Source organism: Chryseobacterium edaphi, assembly GCF_025628985.1.
GTDB classification, from domain to species: Bacteria; Bacteroidota; Bacteroidia; order Flavobacteriales; family Weeksellaceae; genus Chryseobacterium; species Chryseobacterium edaphi.
Map to the genome: position 1 here is coordinate 859,800 of NZ_JAOTEM010000001.1, position 22,010 is coordinate 881,809.

General features: G+C 34.7%; 18 protein-coding genes. 13 read left to right on the forward strand and 5 right to left on the reverse strand.

All coding sequences use genetic code 11. The features are described from left to right. Positions 1-60 precede the first annotated feature (60 nt). On the forward strand, positions 61-279 hold the full coding sequence (locus tag NZ698_RS03995; RefSeq protein WP_263001797.1) for a hypothetical protein: 219 nt from the start codon (positions 61-63) through the stop codon (positions 277-279). 79 nt (positions 280-358) lie between these two features. Here NZ698_RS03995 and NZ698_RS04000 read toward each other — a convergent pair whose 3' ends face one another. From NZ698_RS04000 to NZ698_RS04015, 4 genes are all read right to left on the reverse strand, one after another. Then, positions 359-766: a hypothetical protein gene (locus NZ698_RS04000; RefSeq protein WP_263001798.1), complete on the reverse strand. Its 408-nt coding sequence runs from the start codon at positions 764-766 to the stop codon at positions 359-361. Positions 767-885: 119 nt separating this feature from the next. Continuing rightward, complete coding sequence (locus NZ698_RS04005; RefSeq protein ID WP_263001799.1) at positions 886-1,173, reverse strand: DUF3817 domain-containing protein; 288 nt, start codon at positions 1,171-1,173, stop codon at positions 886-888. A gap of 125 nt (positions 1,174-1,298) precedes the next feature. Further along, positions 1,299-2,567: an NAD(P)/FAD-dependent oxidoreductase gene (locus tag NZ698_RS04010; RefSeq protein ID WP_263001800.1), complete on the reverse strand. Its 1,269-nt coding sequence runs from the start codon at positions 2,565-2,567 to the stop codon at positions 1,299-1,301. Positions 2,568-2,817: 250 nt separating this feature from the next. Continuing rightward, entirely contained in the window at positions 2,818-5,301 is a 2,484-nt protein-coding gene (locus tag NZ698_RS04015) for a hypothetical protein (protein ID WP_263001801.1), read from the reverse strand. 244 nt (positions 5,302-5,545) lie between these two features. Between NZ698_RS04015 and NZ698_RS04020 the strand changes: the two genes are divergently transcribed. Continuing rightward, positions 5,546-6,685, forward strand: coding sequence for a 1-acyl-sn-glycerol-3-phosphate acyltransferase (locus NZ698_RS04020; RefSeq protein ID WP_263001802.1), 1,140 nt, complete (start codon positions 5,546-5,548; stop codon positions 6,683-6,685). 6 nt (positions 6,686-6,691) lie between these two features. Here the strand turns inward: NZ698_RS04020 and NZ698_RS04025 are convergent, their stop codons facing one another. Beyond that, positions 6,692-6,916 (reverse strand): hypothetical protein, encoded by a 225-nt coding sequence (locus NZ698_RS04025; protein WP_263001803.1) that lies wholly within the window; start codon positions 6,914-6,916, stop codon positions 6,692-6,694. 323 nt (positions 6,917-7,239) lie between these two features. On the opposite strand from NZ698_RS04025, the gene NZ698_RS04030 reads away from it, so the two are divergent. The 11 genes from NZ698_RS04030 to NZ698_RS04080 all read left to right on the forward strand — a co-directional run bounded on the left by NZ698_RS04030 (position 7,240) and on the right by NZ698_RS04080 (position 21,892). Beyond that, positions 7,240-8,709, forward strand: a complete 1,470-nt coding sequence (locus NZ698_RS04030) for a hybrid sensor histidine kinase/response regulator (protein ID WP_263001804.1) — start codon at positions 7,240-7,242, stop codon at positions 8,707-8,709. Positions 8,710-8,713: 4 nt separating this feature from the next. After that, complete coding sequence (locus NZ698_RS04035; RefSeq protein ID WP_263001805.1) at positions 8,714-12,337, forward strand: response regulator; 3,624 nt, start codon at positions 8,714-8,716, stop codon at positions 12,335-12,337. A gap of 15 nt (positions 12,338-12,352) precedes the next feature. Continuing rightward, entirely contained in the window at positions 12,353-12,718 is a 366-nt protein-coding gene (locus NZ698_RS04040) for a response regulator (protein ID WP_263001806.1), read from the forward strand. Then, on the forward strand, positions 12,719-13,549 hold the full coding sequence (locus NZ698_RS04045; protein WP_263001807.1) for a CheR family methyltransferase: 831 nt from the start codon (positions 12,719-12,721) through the stop codon (positions 13,547-13,549). 7 nt (positions 13,550-13,556) lie between these two features. Next, complete coding sequence (locus tag NZ698_RS04050) at positions 13,557-14,141, forward strand: chemotaxis protein CheB (protein WP_263001808.1); 585 nt, start codon at positions 13,557-13,559, stop codon at positions 14,139-14,141. Positions 14,142-14,164: 23 nt separating this feature from the next. Continuing rightward, a complete protein-coding gene (locus tag NZ698_RS04055; RefSeq protein ID WP_263001809.1) occupies positions 14,165-14,530 on the forward strand; it encodes a response regulator in 366 nt (121 codons plus the stop codon). A 187-nt stretch (positions 14,531-14,717) separates the two neighbouring features. Then, positions 14,718-17,048 carry a TonB-dependent receptor gene (locus tag NZ698_RS04060; protein ID WP_263001810.1) on the forward strand — a complete coding sequence of 777 codons (2,331 nt, stop codon included), beginning with the start codon at positions 14,718-14,720 and terminating at the stop codon, positions 17,046-17,048. A 4-nt stretch (positions 17,049-17,052) separates the two neighbouring features. Beyond that, positions 17,053-17,859, forward strand: coding sequence for a DUF4249 domain-containing protein (locus tag NZ698_RS04065; protein ID WP_263001811.1), 807 nt, complete (start codon positions 17,053-17,055; stop codon positions 17,857-17,859). Between the two features lie 213 nt (positions 17,860-18,072). Further along, complete coding sequence (locus tag NZ698_RS04070; protein ID WP_263001812.1) at positions 18,073-18,666, forward strand: (2Fe-2S)-binding protein; 594 nt, start codon at positions 18,073-18,075, stop codon at positions 18,664-18,666. Further along, positions 18,663-19,640 (forward strand): FAD binding domain-containing protein, encoded by a 978-nt coding sequence (locus NZ698_RS04075; protein WP_263001813.1) that lies wholly within the window; start codon positions 18,663-18,665, stop codon positions 19,638-19,640. Before NZ698_RS04070 ends, NZ698_RS04075 begins: the two co-directional genes overlap by 4 nt. 41 nt (positions 19,641-19,681) lie before the next feature. Next, on the forward strand, positions 19,682-21,892 hold the full coding sequence (locus NZ698_RS04080; protein ID WP_263001814.1) for a xanthine dehydrogenase family protein molybdopterin-binding subunit: 2,211 nt from the start codon (positions 19,682-19,684) through the stop codon (positions 21,890-21,892). Positions 21,893-22,010 lie beyond the last annotated feature (118 nt).

Here is a 22,010-nt window from a genome sequence, read left to right on the forward strand (position 1 = left end):
TTGGTAAACAAATTGTATATACTGAATCAATATTTGATTTAATCATTAAAAACAACAACTATGGATATTTCTTACTACGAATTTACGAATCTGCCGGATGAGATGCAATATAACATGGTGTTATCACAAGGCAGAATGATTAACGAGAACACAGTGAGCAATTCACGATACGTCTTATACGAACTTTCAAGTTTTTCTGTGGAGATTATTTACAGTTTAACGAAAAATAAAATTTCGGGAAAAAATATTTTCCTAAACAGATCTGCTTATTCAGCTTAAATTTTAAATTTAATTTTTAAAATATAAAAAACTCGGTTACAATGACCGAGTTTTTATTTTGACTTTAATTCTCTTAATATTATTTTATTCTGTCATATATAAATTTGGTAACCAATGCTCCAAAAATATAATATCCTACAGTCATCAGTTTCTTCTGAGTATTTTCAGCAACTGGCTCGTCATTCAATCCCATCTTTTTTGGTAGTGCAATGGCTCCAACTCCCGCAAGAAGACCAGAAGTAAGGTCATGTTTTGTTGCTGTGGTCGCATAATACAATCCGTTACTCAAAACGTCACCAACAAGTGTCGCAGCATAAAGATTGTTTTCTCCCGTAATGTTGATGGGTGTATTGTCAGTAAGTTTTAAAAGTGCTTCTTCACCCACTTCATTGATATGTGGAACATTACTGAAATTTTTTCTTATGGTTTCGTGCAAAATGTTTAACGCAATTGCTCCGCCTAAACCGGCTAAAATTTTCTTGTACATAGTATTTGGATTTTGTGATTGTGATTATCTGTAAGTCTTAGTAGACTTTAATAACCATATATGTTCAAAATTCAGACCACAAGAGCAATATATCTGTATTAAAACTATACTTTGAAAAATTATTGAATATCATATTCCTTTTTAAGACTTTTATCAAGATAAAAGGGAACAAATGGTAAAACGGAACCAATTAAATAGATGGCAATTCTTTTTAGAGACCATTTATATTTTATTGCTGCAGCTAAAAGAACCACGGCAAATACAAGAAACAGTACTCCGTGAATCCAGCCAAAATACTTTACAGCTTCAGAAATATTAAAAATATATTTTAAAGGCATTGCAATAAAGAGCAAAATCAAGTAAGAAACTCCTTCGATAAGAGCTGTTTTCCGATACAAATTAATCATATAAAATTGTAAATTTTAAGGGTGCTTTCTGTTTGTTAGGCAAGATACTTTTTTCCTTTATAATAAACAATTTCATTAAGATTAATTCTCTTTAAAGATTTCACTAAAATTAAGTTCGTTTTTATTTACTCGTTCTTCGTGTTTCTTTTTGGATACAAAATCATTCTGATAGAAGGATTATTGGTAATAAATAATCTGAACCAATCCAGAGCTAACCGTATTTTGCTTCTGAAACTTACCAATGGAATAACGTGAATAAAAAGCCATGTAAGCCAAGCCAGAAATCCATTAAACGAAAATTTCGGGAGATCAACTACGGCATTGAATTTTGAAATAATAGCCATACTTCCTTTGTCATTATATTTAAAAGAATTATGCTTTTCAGATCTTTCCATTCTTTTAAAATTTGTTCCTAGATTATTTGCCTGTTGTATAGCAACCTGCGCAAGTTGAGGATGTCCTTTCGGAAATTTTTCATCAGTTAATTGAAGGCAAATATCTCCAACAGCGTAGATATCATTTGTATGACTCACTTTGTTAAAAGCATCAACCGAAATCCTTCTTCCTTTTACAATACTTTCTTCAGGAAGTCCGGGAACTTCACGTCCGATAACTCCGCAAGTCCAGATCAGCGTTTCGGTCTCAATAAATTTGCCGTCTGAAAGCACTACTTTATTGTCTGTATAATCTTTAACAGAAACATTCAGGATGATTTTAACGCCCAATTTCTGTAGTTTATCATACGCTGTTTTCTGAGCCATTTTGCTCATCGGCGAAAGGAGAGTAGGGAGAGCATCGATGAGGTAAATGTTTGAAAGACTCAATTTCATTTCCGGATATTCTTTTTCTGCGATATATTTACCCATTTCAGCAATCATTCCGGCCAATTCTACTCCTGTAGGACCACCACCTGCGATAACGATGTTTTGTAGACGTTGGGCGATTCTGATATCTTTGTTTCGGGCAGCTTCCTCTAATGTAAGAAGCATGTGATTTCTAAGATATAGAGCTTCTTCGATATTTTTCATCGGCAAACTGCATTTCTGCACGTTTTCCATTCCGAAGAAATTTGATTCTGTACCAAGAGCCAACACAAGATAATCATAATAAAGGGTTCCCGTATCGGTTTCAATAGTTTTGTTTTCAGGATTTACTTTTACGAGACTTCCCATATGAAAATGCACATTGTTATCATCTGCAATGAGTTTTCTGAACGGATAACTGATATTGGAAGCCTGAATAAATGATGTTGCCACCTGATAAATCAAAGGCGGAAAAAAATGATAGTTATTTTTATCGACTAATGTAACACGGAATCGTGAATCGTTTTTCAAAGATTTGATAAGATTGACACCGGCAAATCCGCCACCGACAATGATAATATGCTTTGCCATAATCAGAAGAATTATTTTTAAAAAATATAATTCAACAATAAGACCAAATATTTAGTTTTTGAGGCTAAGTCTTATTTAATCATAGTAAATAGAAATTAAAACTTAATTAAAATAAAAAAGCCCTCTCCAAAGAGAAGGCTAAAAACACAAATGATGAAAAAAAGTTATACTATCAAGAACGGTATAACGGTACAAATTTAATGTAAATTATTGGTTCTTTATATGGTCTTGATCATGTTTTTCTGATTTTTTAAATAAGATATTTCTTCAAACCTTCCATAATTCCCTGCCAAAGCATGCTGAAAAAACTTCTGTCGGCTTCCCTTTTCTTCTCAATCACTACATGATCAGGTTCACCTGTAGATTCGTTTTTGACAAACCAATTGGCAACTTTACTCAGCAGCTTTCTTTCGTTTCCTTTTTTGTTAAGTAAGTTCACATACATCTCATTATATTTGAAGTAGAATTTCCCTGCAATTCCCGCATTGGTTCCGTAGTAATCAAATTTCAGATAATCGATATTTCCGTCCAAAGTCACATTAAGATACGGTCTTACAAAAAGATTTACGTTTTCTGCTGAGAGCTTCAGAATCTTGCCGTTGATAGTATATTTATCTTCGAGATTCATTACATCAAATTTCCAGTTGACCTGAGTGTCGGCAGTTCCGTAAAAAGCAAATCTTGCATCGGCATTAATCACTGTAGGACGGCCTTTTATTTTTCCGTTGTTCACATTGGTGATATTGATTCCAAATTTATCAAATGTCAGTTTCCCCGGAATATTGCTGTTTTCTGCATTTTCTTCGTACTCCAAACTTGAATTTTTAATGGCAACATTCTTTACAAACATTGGCATTTTCATTCCACGAAGTTTTTTGCTGAAAAGGTACCTTGCTGCATCATCATCCGGTGGAGCCAGATCGTGATAAATATTGCAATGTAAGCCATCAATATCAACTTTACTGATATCAATCTGTGGATTCTTAAATAATTTCGAATTAGAATCTGTAATTCCGATTTTTTTAACTTTAATGGTATATAAATCACTTTCTTTTGCAATCACCTTACTGAATCCCGCTCTCGAATATTTTGGAAGATATTGCAATTCTTTAATCTCTGTTTGTTTTCCTGAATTTTTCAGTTCGGCAAGTTTGAGCGTGTAATATTTTCCGGCATCCAGAAAAACCTTTTGTGCAGTAATCGAATGATTATTTGCTTTAAATGGCAAATCGTTTTTCATATATTCATTTCCGGAAACAATACGATTCACAAGGATATCAAATTTTCCAACCGATAATTTCTCCTTTCCCTGAGAATTTTGCGCAAATTTTCCATTTGAAATTTTAATGAAACCTAGATTCAAAGCAAATTCAGGAAGTGGTGAATCAGATTTTTTAGGTTTTGATTTTTGACTTGCCGAAACAATTTTTATAGAAGGAGTTTTTATTTCTAAACCATCAAGTTGAATATTCAGTTTCTGCCCAACGTATTTTGTTTTGTTGTTAATGATTTTTATTTCATCAGTATCAATATTGAAAAGATCTTTATTCGTGCTTCTTCCCAGTGCAATCATCTGAAATTTCTCAATCAGAATGTCAGAATTTTTTGATGAAATCTTTTTGATTTTTACCGCCTGAAGTTTATTGGCTTTAAGGTAAATATTATCAGCTTCGATATCATGGTTGGTAAATCTGAAAGGTATTTTTTCCTTCACCGTATTTTTATCGAAAACAATATTGCTCAGCTTAAAATTAAAATTATCAACAGAGGCTGTTTTGTCTTTGTCGGCCTGTAAAACAACAATTTTTCCTTTTTGGAAGTTAATGTTTTTCATGCCTATTTTCATTTCGATCTCCTTAGGGTTTTTCTCTTTTTCAACAATATTTTTCCCTGTTGACGTCACTTTCAGATCGGGTTGAGTAAAAATAATGTCTGAAACGATCAATGAATCTTTGCTGATATTAAAATCTGTTGCCAAAAGTCGTTCAGAAGCAAAATCGAATACGTTTTTTGAATTATATTTTTCAGGACTCTGAATTGGAACCAAATGAAATTTTCTGAGATCTAAAGTTTTATTCGCCGCAAAAATTTTATCAGAATTGATTTGATAAAAATCATTCACGCCAATTTTCACTTCTTGCGCATCGATTTTAAATTCTTTAAAAGCAAGTGGGATTTTTGCATCATCTTTATTTTGCTCAATATCTGTAAGTTTTACATTGATATTCTTACCGGTAAAAACAGGCTTTCCATCAGCATTTACGATGTCTGCAAATACATTGCTCAATACAATGTTATTGATATGAATATCTGTTTTTTTGGAAGATTTTTTTTCCTTATCTGACTTCGGAGCAAGACGCATTTTTACAGTAGAATCATTAAGAAGAAACTGATCGGCGTGATAAGATTTGCTGAAGATAGCCTTCCACACACCAAAATCTTTGATTTTTATCTTTTTTACATTTCCATCAATTTGAGTGATCTTTTTGTCATTAGGATTTTTGGTTGAAATTTTAAGATCAGTTGCCGTAAAATCTCCTGAAATCAGACTCAGATCAAAGTTTTTTAACTCTAATTTGTAAGGCGTTTTCTTATTGATGAGATCGGGAAGTTTTTTCTGGAGATAAAAATCCAGCGCAAAAGGAAATATTGCTAAAAGCAGAAGAATAGTTGCTGTAATTCCCAAAAACCATTTTTTGCGGTTAGATTTTGGTATAGAGTCGTTTTTTTCCATCAGTTAAATTTTGAGATACGTACACTAAACAAAACATATTCCAATTCGCATCATAATAATTAATTATGTTAATTTGATAACTAACTTATATAATTTTAGCAGGGTAAGTTGATAAAAATTTAAAACAAATACTTTTCATTTGAGAATAACATATTGATGACATATAAATCAATTAAAACTTAACATACAGTCTTCAAAAAAATTTTTGTTCTTTTGCAGATCGTAATAAAAAGTAAGCAATTCAATGTCCAAGTTTGATGAGATCAGGTCGTTTGATGACCGCGAAGTCAATGAAGCCGTACAAAGTGTAGTTCGTCATCCCATGATGAAAGCGCTGATGAATTTTACATTTCCTGATGTTGATGATGAGATTTGGTCGGATCAACTAAAAGATACGTTTTCGATTTACGATTTTCAGAAAAATTTTATTTCTCATACAATCCGAAAAATATTGGAAACAAGTTCTCAGGGTTTGACGACTTCGGGATTTGAAAATTTAGATAAAAATGCTTCTTATCTTTTCGTGTCAAATCATCGGGATATTGTTTTAGATACATCATTGCTCAATCTAGTACTTCTAGAAAAAGATTTTGTCATGACATCTTCTGCAATTGGTGATAATTTGGTGCAACAGAATTTTCTTCATATTCTCGCCAAACTGAATCGTAATTTTCTGGTTCAGAGAGGATTGTCGCTGCGTGAACAATTAAAAAGTTCTCAATTGATGTCGGAATATATTTTTCAGCTCCTGAAATCTGAAAACCGTTCAGTCTGGATTGCTCAACGTGAAGGTCGCACAAAAGATGGAAATGATGCCACACAACAAGGTGTATTGAAAATGCTTGCAATGGCATCAAACCATACATCAATTCCTGATTTCTTTAAAAATCTGAAAATCGTTCCTTTATCGATTTCATACGAATATGATCCGACCGATGTTCTGAAAATGCCACAGTTATTGGCAAAACAGAAAGACGAAGTTTATGTCAAAGCTAAAGACGAAGACTTTACCACCATGATGAGTGGAGTTTTGGGACAGAAAAAACGTATTCACTTACATTCAGGAAACGTCCTTCATCAGGAATTGGATGATATTTCTGCAAACTTTGATAATAAAAACAAACAGCTTCAGGCAATCGCACAGATTATTGATGAATCAATCATTCAAAACTATCATCTTTGGCCCACCAATTATATTGCTTACGATCTGTTAAATCAAACCAACCAGTTTTCAAAAAATTATACTGAAAAAGAAAAACAGCTGTTTGAACGCAGATTGGAAATGAGAATCAACGTTGACGATGAAATTTTAAAAAATGGTTTCTTATCAATGTATGCAAATCCCGTTGTGAATAAAATGAAATTAGTATCTCAAAGTTTTTAAATTAAATCATTCTTCTTTTTTAAAACTTACTACTTCAAATTCGTCATCTGTACAATATTTTTTGCAGCTTTCATCATCGAACGCTTCAGGATTTTTCGTAAAATCTTCGATGAATTTGTAACTTTCATCAGTGTTTGCAGGAGTAATCACGATGTGATATAATTTTAATAATGATTCATCGGCTTTTTCCAATGACTCTTTTTTGTGTTTTAGCGCTTCTTGATAATTCATGATTTAAATTTATAGTTTAATAATAGATCAAAAACATGCCAACTTTTTTGAGCATCTTAAATTTTCCAGCCTTCTGTTTTTATGAATTATATTCAAAAAAATAAATTATTTTATTAAAAAATTATATGTTGTGGTACATTGAATATTATTGATCTATAAGTTTTGGTGATAATTTAATATTAAAATGTTATAAGTGTTTTTTTTAAACGCCTATTTGTCTTAGTGAGTCAATATTCTTAAAATAATAACCTGTTTTTTGAAAATTTGTGAGTATTTTTGGTAGCTGAGGAAAAGTATAACCTTTACCAGATTATTTTACTTTTATGATTTTAATTGTCGATGATAACCAGAACAATATTTATTCGTTAAAAAAACTGTTGGAATCGAAAGATTTTCAGGTTGATACTGCCAATTCTGGTGAAGAAGCTTTGGGGAAAGCACTGAAAAATAATTATGCACTGATTATTTTGGATGTACAAATGCCCGGAATGGACGGCTTTGAAGTCGCAGAAACCTTTGCAGGATATAGCAAAACCAAAGAAATTCCGATTATATTTTTATCGGCTGTCAATACAGAAAAAAGATTCATTACCCGCGGTTACAATTCCGGAGGAATGGATTATGTGACGAAACCCATCGATCCCGAAATTCTAATGCTAAAAGTGAAAACTTTTTACAATCTGCAGGAGAATAATCTTGCGATGAAGAAAACGCAGGAAAGTCTGGAGCTTGAAGTAAAAGGAAGAAGAGAAGCACAGGTTTCCATGAGGTCTGAAATCGAACATTTTCATCTGATGCTTGAAGCTTTACCCCAGATTGCATTTACTCTAAACGAAGACGGAATCGTCAATTTTGTCAACAAAAAATGGTTTGAATATTCATCTTCTGATCAGGAATTTCCGGAAACGCATTCTGATGATTTGAATATTGAAGAAGAATTTCAAAGATGCAGAAAAAAAGGAAAGGCTCTTGAGTTGGAAATTCGTATAAAAAACAGAGATACCGGAGATTACAGATATCACCTTTTGAGAATGTCGCCTGTTTATCAGAACGAAAAAGTCAAAAACTGGGTAGGAACATTCACAGATATTGAAGATCAGAAAAAAGTAGAAAAAGAAAAAGACGAATTTCTGAGTATTGCAAGTCACGAACTGAAAACACCTTTGACAAGCATAAAAGCTTATATGCAATTGTTGGATCGTAAGCTGAAACTCAATACCGAAAATACAGAAGCCGTTTTTGTGACGAAAGCTTTAGATCAGATTGAAAAATTAAATACATTGATCACAGATTTATTGGATGTTTCCAAAATTGAAAACGGGAAACTTAAGATCAATAAAAAACCTGCTGATCTTGAAAAACTCATTCACAATACTATTGATACTATTCTTCAGACGCACGATAATCCGAATGTGAAAATCGAACGTCACATCGCTACAATCGATCACCTGATTTCTTTTGATGCAATACGTATCGAGCAGGTTTTAATCAATTTTTTAACCAACGCTATAAAATATTCCCCGGAAAATAATCAGGTTATCGTAACCACTTTTGTAGATGATGACGAGGTTAAAGTAAGCGTCACAGATTTCGGAATCGGAATTCCTGATTTTAAGCAGGATGCAGTTTTTCGTAAATTTTACCGTGTCGAAGAATCATCTGTACAGTTTCAGGGAATGGGAATCGGTTTGTATATCTGTTCGGAAATCATCAAACAGCATCACGGAACGATCGGTCTTTCCAGTAAAGTAGAAGAAGGCTCTACATTTTATTTCACATTACCATTAAATTAATTTTATGCCGAAAAAAGTTATAAGAAATCTTCAATTTGGGATTGGATTTTCCTTGTTTATTTTAATTGCGAGTTCGGTCGCATCCTATATGAGCATCCAGAATCAGATGCAGCATCGTGAAAGTGTTTCCAAAAGCAGAAGATCGGTTACCGCTGTGAAGGATGTCCTAATAGCACTTCTAGATGCAGAAACAGGAAATCGTGGTTATCAGCTTACCGGAAAAGAAAATTTTCTTGAACCTTACAACCGCAGTTTGCAAGCTTACACCGAATCTATCAATAAAGCGAAATCTCTTGATATCACAGAACCTTCTCAGTTGTTCCGACTTAAAGAATTAGAGAAGAATGTTGATGGAAATATCAGAAACCTGAAACTTTTTGTCGAAAACAGGCACAATGGGATTTCAATGACTCAGCAACAAATTGAAATGAGTAAACTGTACATGGACAAGTGTCGCTCAATTGTACAGGATTTTGTGAAGTTTGAAGAAACCGGTCTTGAAAAAAAGAACAAAGATCTTGACAGTTCTTCAAAAACCACTGTTTTATTTATCATATTTTCGTCTTTGGCGGCAATTTTTGTGACCATTTTCTTCTATGTAAAGTTACGCAATGACCTACTTCGCAGAGACAGACTAGAGAAACAATTGAAAGCAAAAGATCTCGAAATTTCCAGACGTGTGAATGTCATTCAGCAGGTTGCAAGCAGAGTTTCGAATGGTGATTACAGCCAGAGAATTGCTGATGATTATGACGGCGACTTAGGAGATCTGGTTGATTCACTCAACCATATGACGGAATCTCTGAAAATTTCTTTTGATAAAATTAATAAAAGCGACTGGAGACAGAAAGGTCTGGCTTTGTTAAATGAATCTTTAGTAGGAAATAAATCTGTAAAGCAAGTTACTACCGATTCTCTCAATCAATTAATCGACTATGGAAATTGCATTAACGGTGCCATTTATCTGATGGATGATGGTAAATTAAAGTTGAGCAGTTCGTTTGGCTTGGAAAATAATATGAAACAAATCTTCGAGTCAGGAGAGGGAATGGTGGGTCAAGTTTTTGTGCAGAAAAAACCAAAAGCATACAATGATTTAAATGAAAATGATTTTGCAGTTACTTTTGCAAGCAGCAAGGTGAAAATCAATGCGATTTTGTTGGTTCCTATCATGTCAGACAGACTTACCGTTGGAGTTTTGGAAGTAAGTTCGAATGAAAATTTTGATCAGGACAGAATCGATTATTTTGTTGAAACTTCAAGAAATATTGCTATTGCTTTGCGTGCTGCAAAAGGTCGGGAAAAAGAACAGCGTTTGCTGGAAGAAACTCAGGCACAATCGGAAGAACTTCAAGTTCAACATTCTGAACTCGAAAATTTAAATACAGAACTCGAAGCGCAGACTCAAAAACTTCAGGCTTCAGAAGAAGAACTTAAAGTTCAACAGGAAGAACTGATGCAGACCAATACAGAATTGGAAGAGCGTTCAAAATTACTGGAAGAAAAAAATCAGCTGATTGCTGAAAGAAATATTGAAATTCAGAGAAAAGCTGAAGAATTGGCTTTAAGTACTCAATACAAATCTGAATTCCTGGCGAATATGTCGCATGAATTGCGAACGCCACTGAATTCAATTCTACTTTTATCTCGTTTGATGGCTGAAAATCCTGATGAAAATCTGAATGAAGATCAGATAGAATCTGCAAAAGTGATTCAAAGTTCGGGAAGCAGTTTGTTGACTTTGATTGACGAAATTTTAGATTTAGCTAAAATAGAATCCGGGAAAATGTCTCTGGAATATGAAGATGTTGTGATAAATGATGTTGTGAAAGATTTGAAAAATTTAATGAATCCTTTGGTGAAAGAAAAAGGAATTGAATTTAATATCAACATCGAAGATGATTTAGCAAAAAGCCTTGAAACAGACCGTTTGCGTTTGGATCAGGTTTTAAGAAATCTCTTGTCTAATGCCTTGAAATTTACAAAAGAAGGAAGCGTAGAATTAAACATTAAAAAAGATCTTAAAAATAGAGATTTCATCATTTTCTCAGTAAAAGATACGGGAATCGGGATTCCGGAAGATAAGCAGAAAATTATTTTTGAAGCATTCCAACAAGCTGATGGATCTACTCAGCGTAAATTTGGAGGAACCGGTTTAGGATTATCTATCAGTCGTGAAATTGCCAAATTATTAGGAGGATATTTAGATCTGAAAAGTAAAGTCAATGAAGGAAGTGAGTTTAGTTTGATTATTCCGATGAGTGAAAAACTGAAAGGAATTCAGGCAAATTTAAATGTAAATTCCGATCAGAATTTGGTAGATGTCATTTTAGAAGACGTTGAAGAAATCAAAAACATTATCGATTACGAGGAAAGTAATGTGACGACAGCTTTCAATCATTTAGAAATTCCTGAAGATGTCGAAGACGATAGAGATAGCATTTTAAAGGACGATAAAGTGATTTTAATCGTTGAAGACGACACCAATTTTGCAAAGGCTTTGCTGAAATATGCAAGAATGCAAAACTATAAAGCTGTGGTCGTTGTAAGAGGTGATCAAGCCCTGTCTGCTGCGTTGCAGTACCATCCGAATGCAATTTTACTGGATGTGCAGCTTCCTGTAAAAGACGGCTGGAAAGTAATGGATGAGCTGAAATCTAATCCTCAGACAAAACCAATTCCGGTTCACATGATGTCGTCACTTCATGTAAAACAGGAAAGTTTGATGAAAGGAGCAATTGATTTCATTAATAAACCCGTTGCGATGGAACAGATGAATGATGTCTTCAAAAAGATTGAAGATGCCCTGAAAAAATCGCCGCAGAAAGTTTTGATTGTAGAAGAAAATGCCAAACATGCAAATGCACTTTCGTATTTCCTGAGCAATTTTGATATTTCATTGTCGGTTGAAGATACCGTAGAAGACAGTGTGAAAGCTTTCAATCAAAACGGAGTAGACTGTGTGATTTTTGATATTGGCGCCAATAGAAGAAATGCTTACAAAATTATTGAATCTATTAAAAGCTATGAAGGTTTAGAAAATCTGCCGATCATTATTTTCACAGAACGAAATCTATCGACTTCCGAAGAACTGAAAATCAAGCAATATGCTGATTCTATTGTTGTTAAAACTGCACATTCTTATCAGAGGATTTTAGATGAAGTTGGCTTGTTCCTTCATTTGGTAGAAGAAAAAAACAGTTCGGTTGAAACGATCAGAAACAGAACTTTGGGTTCGTTAACTGAAGTTTTAAGCGGTAAAAAAATTCTTATCACGGATGACGATGTCCGAAATATTTTCTCCTTAACGAAAGCTTTAGAAAAATATAAAGTGGAAGTTGTATTGGCGATGGACGGCGTTCAGGCTTTAGAACAGATCAAAGAGCATCCGGATGTAGACGTTGTTTTAATGGATATGATGATGCCGAATATGGATGGCTACGAAACCATTCAGGAAATCAGAAAAATGCCGAAATTCAGAAGACTTCCTATCATTGCAGTTACTGCAAAATCGATGATTGGCGACCGTGATAAATGTATTGAAGCAGGAGCTTCAGATTATATTACAAAACCTGTGGATATTGATCAGTTGCTGTCTCTGTTGCGTGTTTGGTTGTATGAAAGTTAAATCGCAGATTCTCTTATGAAAAAGAAAATTTTGATTGTGGACGATGATCCACGAAATATATTTGCTCTTAAATTGACATTAAAAGCCCGCGGTTTTCAGATGGAAACTTCTACAATGGCGCAGGAAGCGATTCAGATTTTAAAAAATGACCCCGAAATCGGAGTGGTCTTGATGGATATGATGATGCCTGAAATGGATGGTTATGAAGCATTGAGAATTATCCGACAAACATCATCAATACAACATATTCCTGTAATTGCCGTTACCGCTCAGGCAATGGAAGAAGACCGTCAGAAATGTCTTGATGCAGGTGCGCAGGATTATGTGAAAAAGCCGATCGATGTTGACAAGTTATTAATTGCTATAGAAAAATTGTCATAAATGCTGGAACCGAGTATCGTAAAAGACGAAGAAATTGAATTTCTGATCAAAGATGTGTACGATTTGTACGGATACGATTTTTCTTTGTACAGCAGAGCGTCTTTCAAACGCAGGGTCAACCGTATTTGTCTGATTGACCGTTTTACCAGTTTTGCAGAATTGCGATACACAATTCTCAATGATCCGGATTATCTCAAACATTTTATCGAAGAAATAACGGTAAATGTGACAGAAATGTTCCGTGATCCGCATTTTTTTAAAAAATTAAGAGAAGAAATTTTGCCTCAGTTAGGAACTTATCCTTTGATCAGAATTTGGGTTGCAGGATGCTCAACTGGGGAAGAGGCATATTCGATGGCAATTTTGTTGAGAGAAGCCAATCTGTATCATAAGTGTTTGATCTACGGAACAGATATCAATCCTTCGGTTCTGGAGACTGCAAGATCAGGAGTTTTTCCGATGAATCAGATGAAAATATATTCTGAAAACTATATGCTTTCAGGTGGTAAAAAAGATTTTTCAGATTATTATACAGCAAATTATGATAGTGCAAGATTTGATAAAAGTCTTCAGGAAAAACTGATTTTATCGACACACAATTTGGTTTCAGACAGCTCATTCAATAGTTTCCAGCTGATTATCTGCAGAAATGTGATGATTTATTTTGAAAAAGCTTTGCAGGAAAGGGTTTTCCATCTTTTTGATGCAAGTCTGGAAAATTTAGGGTATTTGGCTTTGGGTTCAAAAGAAACATTGCGTTTTTCCAATTTAGATAAATTTTATCATCAGATCGAAGATCAGAAGATCTGGAAAAAAGTTGATCATCAATAAATTCAGTATGAAAACACAAATGAACAATACTGAATTAATAGTCATCGGAGGATCTGCCGGAAGTCTGCAGGTGATTATGGAAATGATCAAAAATCTTGATGAGGATATGAATTTTCCTATCGTATTGGTTGTTCACAGAAAAGCATATTCAACGAGTATTCTGCCTACTTTATTACAGCAATTTACTTCGATGAAAGTGATTGAGATTGAGGATAAAACTGAGATTCAGAGGAATGAAATTTATATTGTTCCCGCTGATTACCATTTATTATTTGAAAATAAAAATACGGTTTCATTAGACAGTTCAGAAAAGATGAATTACTCACGACCATCGATTGATGTTACCTTCAAATCTGCATCTGAAACCTTTGGTGAAAATGTAATAGGAGTTTTACTTTCAGGCGCAAATGCAGACGGAGTGGAAGGTTTAAAGTATATAAAAAAAAACAGAGGAAAAGTCTGGATTCAAAATCCCGAATCTGCTGAAGTTGATTATATGCCGAGACAGGCAATTGACCAAGTAGATTATGATTTACTAATTGAGCAGAAAGATTTGGCAGAAAATATAAACAGGTTAAATAAAAACAAATAATTTTAAATTAAACAAATAAAGATATGGACAGAAAGAAAATTTTAATATTCGATGACGACAAGGTTATTCTTGAAGTGATCAGTATTATTTTTGAAGAAGGTGGTTACGATGTCGAGATTTCCGAAACATCGCATGACATTATACAGAAAGTTTCGCAGTTTCAGCCGGATGTCATTCTGATGGACAATTGGATCCCGAATATTGGTGGAGTAGAAGCAACAAAACTTCTGAAAAGCCACGATGATTACAAGCATATTCCTGTGATTTATGTAACCGCAAATAATGATATTGTAGCTCTTGCCAAAAGTGCACAAGCGGATGATTTTGTGGCAAAACCTTTTAATTTGGAAGATCTTGAAGAAAAGGTAGCGAAACACATTAAGAATTAACTTAATTTTTTTTAAGATATTAAATTTCTCATTTTAAAGTGAGGAATTTTTTTATGAACAAGATTTCACACAGACAAAGACAATTTAAACTTCAATTATCCGTTTATTCACTTTTAAGTCCACTTAATTAAAGCTTATCTTTAGGCTTTAAATTTTTTAAAAACTATTTTCTAATAAACATTGAAGAATGCAAGCAATCTATTGTAGAATTTTTGCCACAATCGGACTTTCGGTTTTCAGCATTACGGCTTTTGCTCAGGAACGGAAAACGATCAGCGGAACGGTAAGAGACGGAAGGAACGGAGAACTCGTTATCGGAGCTACTATAAAAGTAGAAGAAGATCCTACCATCAATATCACAGCAAATGAATATGGTTTTTATTCACTGTCTCTGCCGCAGGGAAATTATACAATTGCTGTTGCTTACGGAGGGTATCAAAACTACAGACAGACTGTGCAGCTTGATCAGAATGTGAAGTTAGATTTGATTTTGAGTCAGGAAAAAGAAAAAACTTCAGAGATTGAAGAAGTGATCATTTCGGCAGTTAAGAAAGATAAAAACCTAACCTCTGCTCAAATGGGAACTGAAACTTTGAGTATCAAAAGCATAGAAAAATTGCCTGTTTTGTTTGGTGAAAAAGATGTTTTGAAGACGATTCAGCTTTTACCCGGAATCAAAAGTAATGGTGAAGGTAGCAGCGGATTCAGTGTGAGAGGTGGCGCAACTGATCAGAATTTAATTTTATTGGATGAAGCTCCGGTTTATAATGCGTCGCATTTATTAGGATTCTTCAGCACATTCAACAGTGACGCACTGAAAGATGCAAGTATTATCAAAGGAAACAGTCCGGCTCAGTATGGCGGTCGACTTTCCTCGGTGATGGATGTGAAAATGAAGGATGGAAACAACAAAGATTACAATGTCAACGGAGGAATTGGTTTGATCAGCAGTCGATTGAGTGTGGAAGGACCGATTCAGAAAGAAAAATCTTCATTCATCGTTTCCGGGAGAAGAACGTATGCCGATGTTTTTTTGAAAGCTACCGATGATTTTAAAGACAGTAAGCTTTATTTTTATGATTTAAATTTAAAGGCCAATTATCAGCTCAATGAAAATAATCGTTTGTATGTTTCGGGGTATTTTGGTAGGGATGTTTTGGGATTAGGAAATACATTTTCGACAGATTGGGGAAATACCACGGCAACTGTACGATGGAACAGCATTATCAACAGTAAATTATTTTCAAATACTTCATTCATTTACAGCAATTACGATTATAAGGTCAGTCTTTCGAGCAATGACAATACTTTTGGTTTAAATTCTAAAATTCAGGATTGGAATCTGAAACAGGATTTCAGCTGGTTTGCAGGGAATAAACATTCGGTTCGTTTTGGTTTGCAGTCGATCTATCACACGATTACTCCAAGCAGCGCATCAGGAACAAGTGTGAGTAGTTTTCCAAGGAATTCCAGATATTCCTGGGAAAATGCACTGTACGTCAATGATGATTTTAAAGCGACAGAAAACCTTACTGTCAATTATGGTTTAAGATTATCGATGTTCAGCGTTTTAGGTGGAGACACTTTTAATACTTATGACAACGGAGTTTTGACCGGCAGTCAATTTTTAGAAAAAGGAAAATTCGGAAAAACATATGTCAATCTCGAGCCGAGAATTACTGCTAACTACAGAATCAATGAAGTAAGCAGCATCAAAGGCGGTTACGCCAGAAATACTCAGAATCTACATTTACTCAGCAACAGCAGCAGCGGAAATCCTACCGATCAATGGATTGGAAGCAGTTATACTGTAAAACCTGAAATCGCAGATCAGATCAGTGCAGGTTACAGCAGAAACTTTAACAATAATAATTATGAAATCAATGCAGAAGTTTATTATAAATCTATGCAGAATCAGATTGATTTTAAAAACGGTGCAGAAATTACTTTCGATGCCGCCGCAGATGTTGAAGGAGAATTATTGTTTGGAAAAGGACGAGCTTATGGTTTGGAGTTAATTGCCAAAAAGAAAAGTGGAAAACTGACAGGCTGGATTTCTTACACACTATCAAAAACCGAAAGAAAAATAACTGGAATCAACGACAATAATTGGTACAACGCTCGACAAGATAAAACGCACGATTTATCTTTAGTTGCAACCTATGAATTGAATCCGAAATGGACTTTCTCAGGATTGTTTGTCTATAGTACAGGAAATGCAGTAACATTCCCGACAGGAAAATATGAGTTGCAAAACCAGACGATTTTTCAGTATAGCAACAGAAACGCCGACAGAATGCCTGCTTATCACAGAATGGATCTGAGCGCAACATACGAGCCAAATAAAAACAAACGCTGGAAGAGCTCATGGACATTCGGAATTTATAATGTTTACGGGAGAGAAAATGCATACACTATTGCATTTGAAGACAATCCTGATAAGCCTGGAACGACTCGTGCCGTACAGACTTCACTCTTCAAATTTGTTCCGAATATTACTTATAATTTTAAATTTTAATACAATGAAGAATTTATTTTTAATTATAATCTCTCTTTTTTTGTTCACGGGTTGTGAAAAAGAAATCGATCTCGATTTAGATGATCAAAGCGGAAATATTGTCATCGAAGCCAATGTTACAGATCAGGTGGGACCATATTATGTAAAGATTACAAAATCAGTTGCTTTTACCGCAGACAATGTGTATCCTGTAATAAAAGATGCTACAGTTGTATTAAGCGATAATACAGGACAAACCGAAACTTTAACATATATCGGAGAAGGTTTCTACGAAACTAAAACTTTTTCAGCTGTTCCTGGTAGAACATATACTTTGAAAGTTTCAGCAGAAGGTAAAGTATATACAGCACAAAGCAAAATGCCGGAACCTGTTTTGCTTGAAGATTTAGAGCAGGATTCTTTTTTGGTGGCCGGTGAAATGTCATATACGCTTCTTCCTGTGTTTACAGATCCTCCTGCATTGGGAAACAGGTATCTCTTTAATTATTATGTCAATAATTCCGGTAAAATTTTTGAAGCATTTTCTGATAATGTGAACAACGGAATGGCCAATCAAAGACCTTTATTTTTACCAAACGAAGATGATGACGGTGATGGCGAGAAAACCAAGGTAGGAGACACGGTTCATGTAGAAATGCAGTGTATTGATACAAATGTTTACACTTATTTTTCTTCGTTGTTGCAGATCATTGACGGTGGTGGTCCTGGTGGAGGAATTACCCCTTCAAATCCGCCAAGCAATATTAGCAATGGCGCTTTAGGATATTTCTCTGCTCATACAGTAAGTAAAAAAACGTACGTAATTCAATAAAATTACAGAAATTTATACTATTCCGACAAAAAACTCTTTTGTCGGAATTTTTCGTTTTAGTTAATTTATTTCGATTATAAATTAGACTTTGCAGGTGTAAGTTTAGATTATGTTAATAAGTTTAGCGTAATGTTTTCATTATATTTGATATAATTGAATTTTTAATTCAATTTCGCTTAAAAATAATTCAATCCTTCTCAAAAAATATCAGATATGTCTGACAAAACCAATCACAGCAGAAGATCCTTCTTAAAAAGTACAGCCATTGTAGCGATTTTCGCAGCAATTCCAACTTCTGTAAAAGCTTTTTATCAGGATGTAAAAGATTTCATTCTTCCAAAGAAAAGTGTTTTACCGATAAAAATTTCTGTCAACAAAAAAGTTCACGAAATAAAAACAGACAGTCGTTCAACTTTGTTGGATGTTCTACGTGAAAATCTTAATCTTACCGGAACGAAAAAAGGATGTGACCACGGTCAATGTGGCGCTTGTACCGTTCATATTGACGGAGAAAGAGCCTTAAGTTGTCTTACTTTAGCTGCAATGGTTCCCGGAAAAGAGGTAACAACAATTGAAGGATTATCAACTGGAGACAAACTTCATCCTATGCAAGAAGCATTCATTGAGTGTGACGGGTTTCAGTGCGGATACTGCACTCCGGGACAAATCATGTCTGCAGTTGCTTGTGTAAAAGAAGGTAACACTGGTTCAGTTGAAGAAATTAAAGAATTTATGAGTGGAAATCTTTGTCGTTGTGGTGCTTACAACGGAATTGTTGAATCTATACAAAAAGTAGCAGCATTATGAAACCATTTATATTCGAAAAAGCAAAAACTTCTACAGAAGCTTTAAAATTGAAAACTTCAAGTAAAGATTTCATTGCAGGAGGAACCAATATCGTAGATCTTCTCAAGAAAAATATTGCTCCACCCGATGGGATGATTGATGTTTCTACAGCATTGTCTAATGAAATTAAACTCTCTGAAAAGTCAGTCAGCATTGGTGCAATGGTTCGTAATACAAGCTTAGCGACCAACTCTGATTTACTTAAAAATTATCCTTTAATTACAAAAGCAGTTTTATCCGGAGCTTCACCACAAATTAGAAATATGGCAAGTACAGCCGGGAATTTATTGCAGAGAACGCGTTGTCCGTACTTTTATGATGTGACGACTCCCTGTAATAAAAGAAAAAAGGGAAGTGGCTGCAGTGCTTTGAGCGGAGATAATAAAATGAGTGCCATAGTGGGTTACAATGATCAATGTGTTGCAGTTCATCCTTCAGATTTGTGTATTTCATTGGTTGCATTAGATGCTAATGTTCATGGAGTCGATTCAAAAAATAAACCGTTTACAATTCCCTTTAAGGATTTCCATAAATTACCGGAAAATACACCTTGGTTGGATAATAATTTACCACAAAACTCTTTGATAACTCATATTGAAGTTCCGAAAAATGAATTTCATAAAAAATATGCTTACGTAAAACTTCGTGAAAGAACTTCATATGCTTTTGCAATGATTTCTGTAGGTTCTGCTCTTCAAATGGATGGAAAGACAATCAAAGAAGCAAGATTAGCTTCTGGAGGTGTTGCTCACAAACCTTGGAGATGGTACGAAGCGGAAGATTATTTAAAAGGAAAAAAAGTTACAGAAGAAGTATTTAAAAAAGCATCTGAAATTGTTGTAGAAAAGGTTAAACCGCTTTCTCATAACGCATACAAAGTTCCGATGTTGAAAGGAGCAATTGAGCTTGCTTTAAAAAATGCAGTTAATTCATAATAAGAAAGTTTTATTTCTAACAAATTTTAAAATTAAAAAAAATGGGATTTTTTGACGATGAAACTGATTTTGTAATACCAATCGACGGACGAGTTGAAGCTATTGCAAAAGTAAAAGGACAGGGAAAATATTCTGCTGAATATAAGGTTGATAATCTTTGCCATGGAGTTTTGGTGACGAGTGAGATTCCATCAGGAACCATCAAATCGATTAATTTAGATTTGGCGAGACAGTCGGATGGAATTCTTGACATTATATCTCACCTCAAAAAACCGAACGTTCCGGGATTTGCCAATGAAGCAAAAATAAAAGAATCGAAATTCGGATTGCCGGTTTTTCATACCGATAAAATTTATTTTAAAGGACAACCTATTGCTTTGGTGATTGCAGAGACATTGGAAGAAGCAACTTATGCTGCATCTTTGGTGAAGGTTGAATATACAACTGCACCTTTCGAAGTTGATTTTAATAAAGCTAAAAATTCAGTTGAATTAAAACCTGCGGGAAAAGAAAGAGGAGATGAAAAGAGCTGGAGCAGTTCGCCATTTTCTGTTGATCAGCAATACGGAATTGCTGCCGAGATTCACAATCCCATGGAAATGCACGCAACAATTGCAGATTGGTATGCAGATGATAAATTAAGGCTCTACGATAAAAATCAGGGAGTCAACAGTGTTCAGAAAATGTTTGCGGGATTGTTTGATATTCCTGTTGATAATATTCAGGTGATCAGTGAATTTGTGGGTGGCGGATTTGGATCTGGTTTAAAAGTCTGGCCTCATGCTTTGGCTGCTATTTTAGGAGCAAAACAAGTCAAAAGACCATTAAAACTGATGTTGACTCGACCACAAATGTTTCATTCAGTAGGTTACAGACCTGCATCCTGGCAAAGAATAAAAATAGGTGCAACTCAGGACGGTAAAGTAACTGGAGTTTTGCATCAGGCAAAAAATGGCTGTGCTATTTACGATCCCTTCAGTGACGGTATAACAAGAGTGACGAGATTAATCTATCAGTTTGATAATCTTAAAACCGAGAATGCAGTTGTTCCTTTAAACCTAAGTGCACCAACCTGGATGCGTGGTCCTGGTGATTGTACAGGAGATTTTGCTGTAGAATCTGCGATGGACGAACTAAGTTATCAATTGAAAATAGATCCGGTTCAGTTAAGATATAAAAATTTAGCATCCGAAAAAAATCCCGAAACGGGATTACCATGGTCGACCAATTATTTAAAAGAAGCCATTGAAAAAGGTTCTAAAATGATTGGTTGGAATTTGAGACAGGCAAATCCCGGCTCAATATCTGAAGGCGATTGGAAAATCGGGTACGGAATGGCTGTCGGAATGTGGAATGCAGGAAGAAACAAAGCCAGCGCAGGAATCAAAATGATGAAAGACGGAAATGTAGTTTTACAGACCGCAATGACCGACATTGGAACGGGAACAGGAACGGGAATGGTAAATATCATGCATGAACGTTCCGGAATCTCTCGGAATAAAATAAAAATTGAACTTGGAAATTCAGATTTGCCAGCTGCAGGAAATCAGGGTGGGAGTACAGGATTGTCATCCATCAGTGGAGCTGTTGCAGCTGTAAGCGATGCATTAAAACTAAAGATCGCAGAATATGCATCAGCTACAAATCAAAATTTCAAAAATGCTTTAGCTACAGATATTATTCTTTCAGATAGTGGAGTTTCATTGCAGAAACAGGGTGACAATTTCCTTTCTTACCAGGATGTTTTCACGAAAAATAATTTAAATGTAATTGAAGTAGAGGCTTCATCAGAAGCAGGTGAAGAGAAAAAGAAATTTTCTTTCTGTTCGTCAGCTGCTCATTTTTGTAAAGTTAAAGTCAATACAAAAACCGGAAAAGTGGTTGTTGATAAGATGGTGGTCGTAGTCGATGGCGGAAAAATTGTTAATCAGAAACCCGCAGCCAATCAGATTTCCGGCGCTGCCGTTGGAGGTATTGGTATGGCTTTAATGGAAAAAATGTCTGTTGACGATAAATTAGGAAGCATTATAGCCAATGATTTAGCAGGATATCATTTCCCCGTAAATGCAGATGCGCCAATAATCGAAGTGGCGTTTATCAATAAACCAGATTTAAATCTAAATCCTAGCGGTGCAAAAGGTTTAGGAGAGGTCGGAATTATAGGTGCTGCACCGGCTCTTGCAAATGCAATTTATAATGCCACCGGAAAACGTTTCAGAAATCTGCCGATTACTCCGGATCAGTTTTTTTAAACTAAAATTCATCAAATTATAGATGCTCTTAAATTTATTTTAAGGGCATTTTATTTTTTTTAGTAATTAAAATTTAAATAAATATTTCGCACTAAAAAGCTTTTGAAATTCCTCGTTG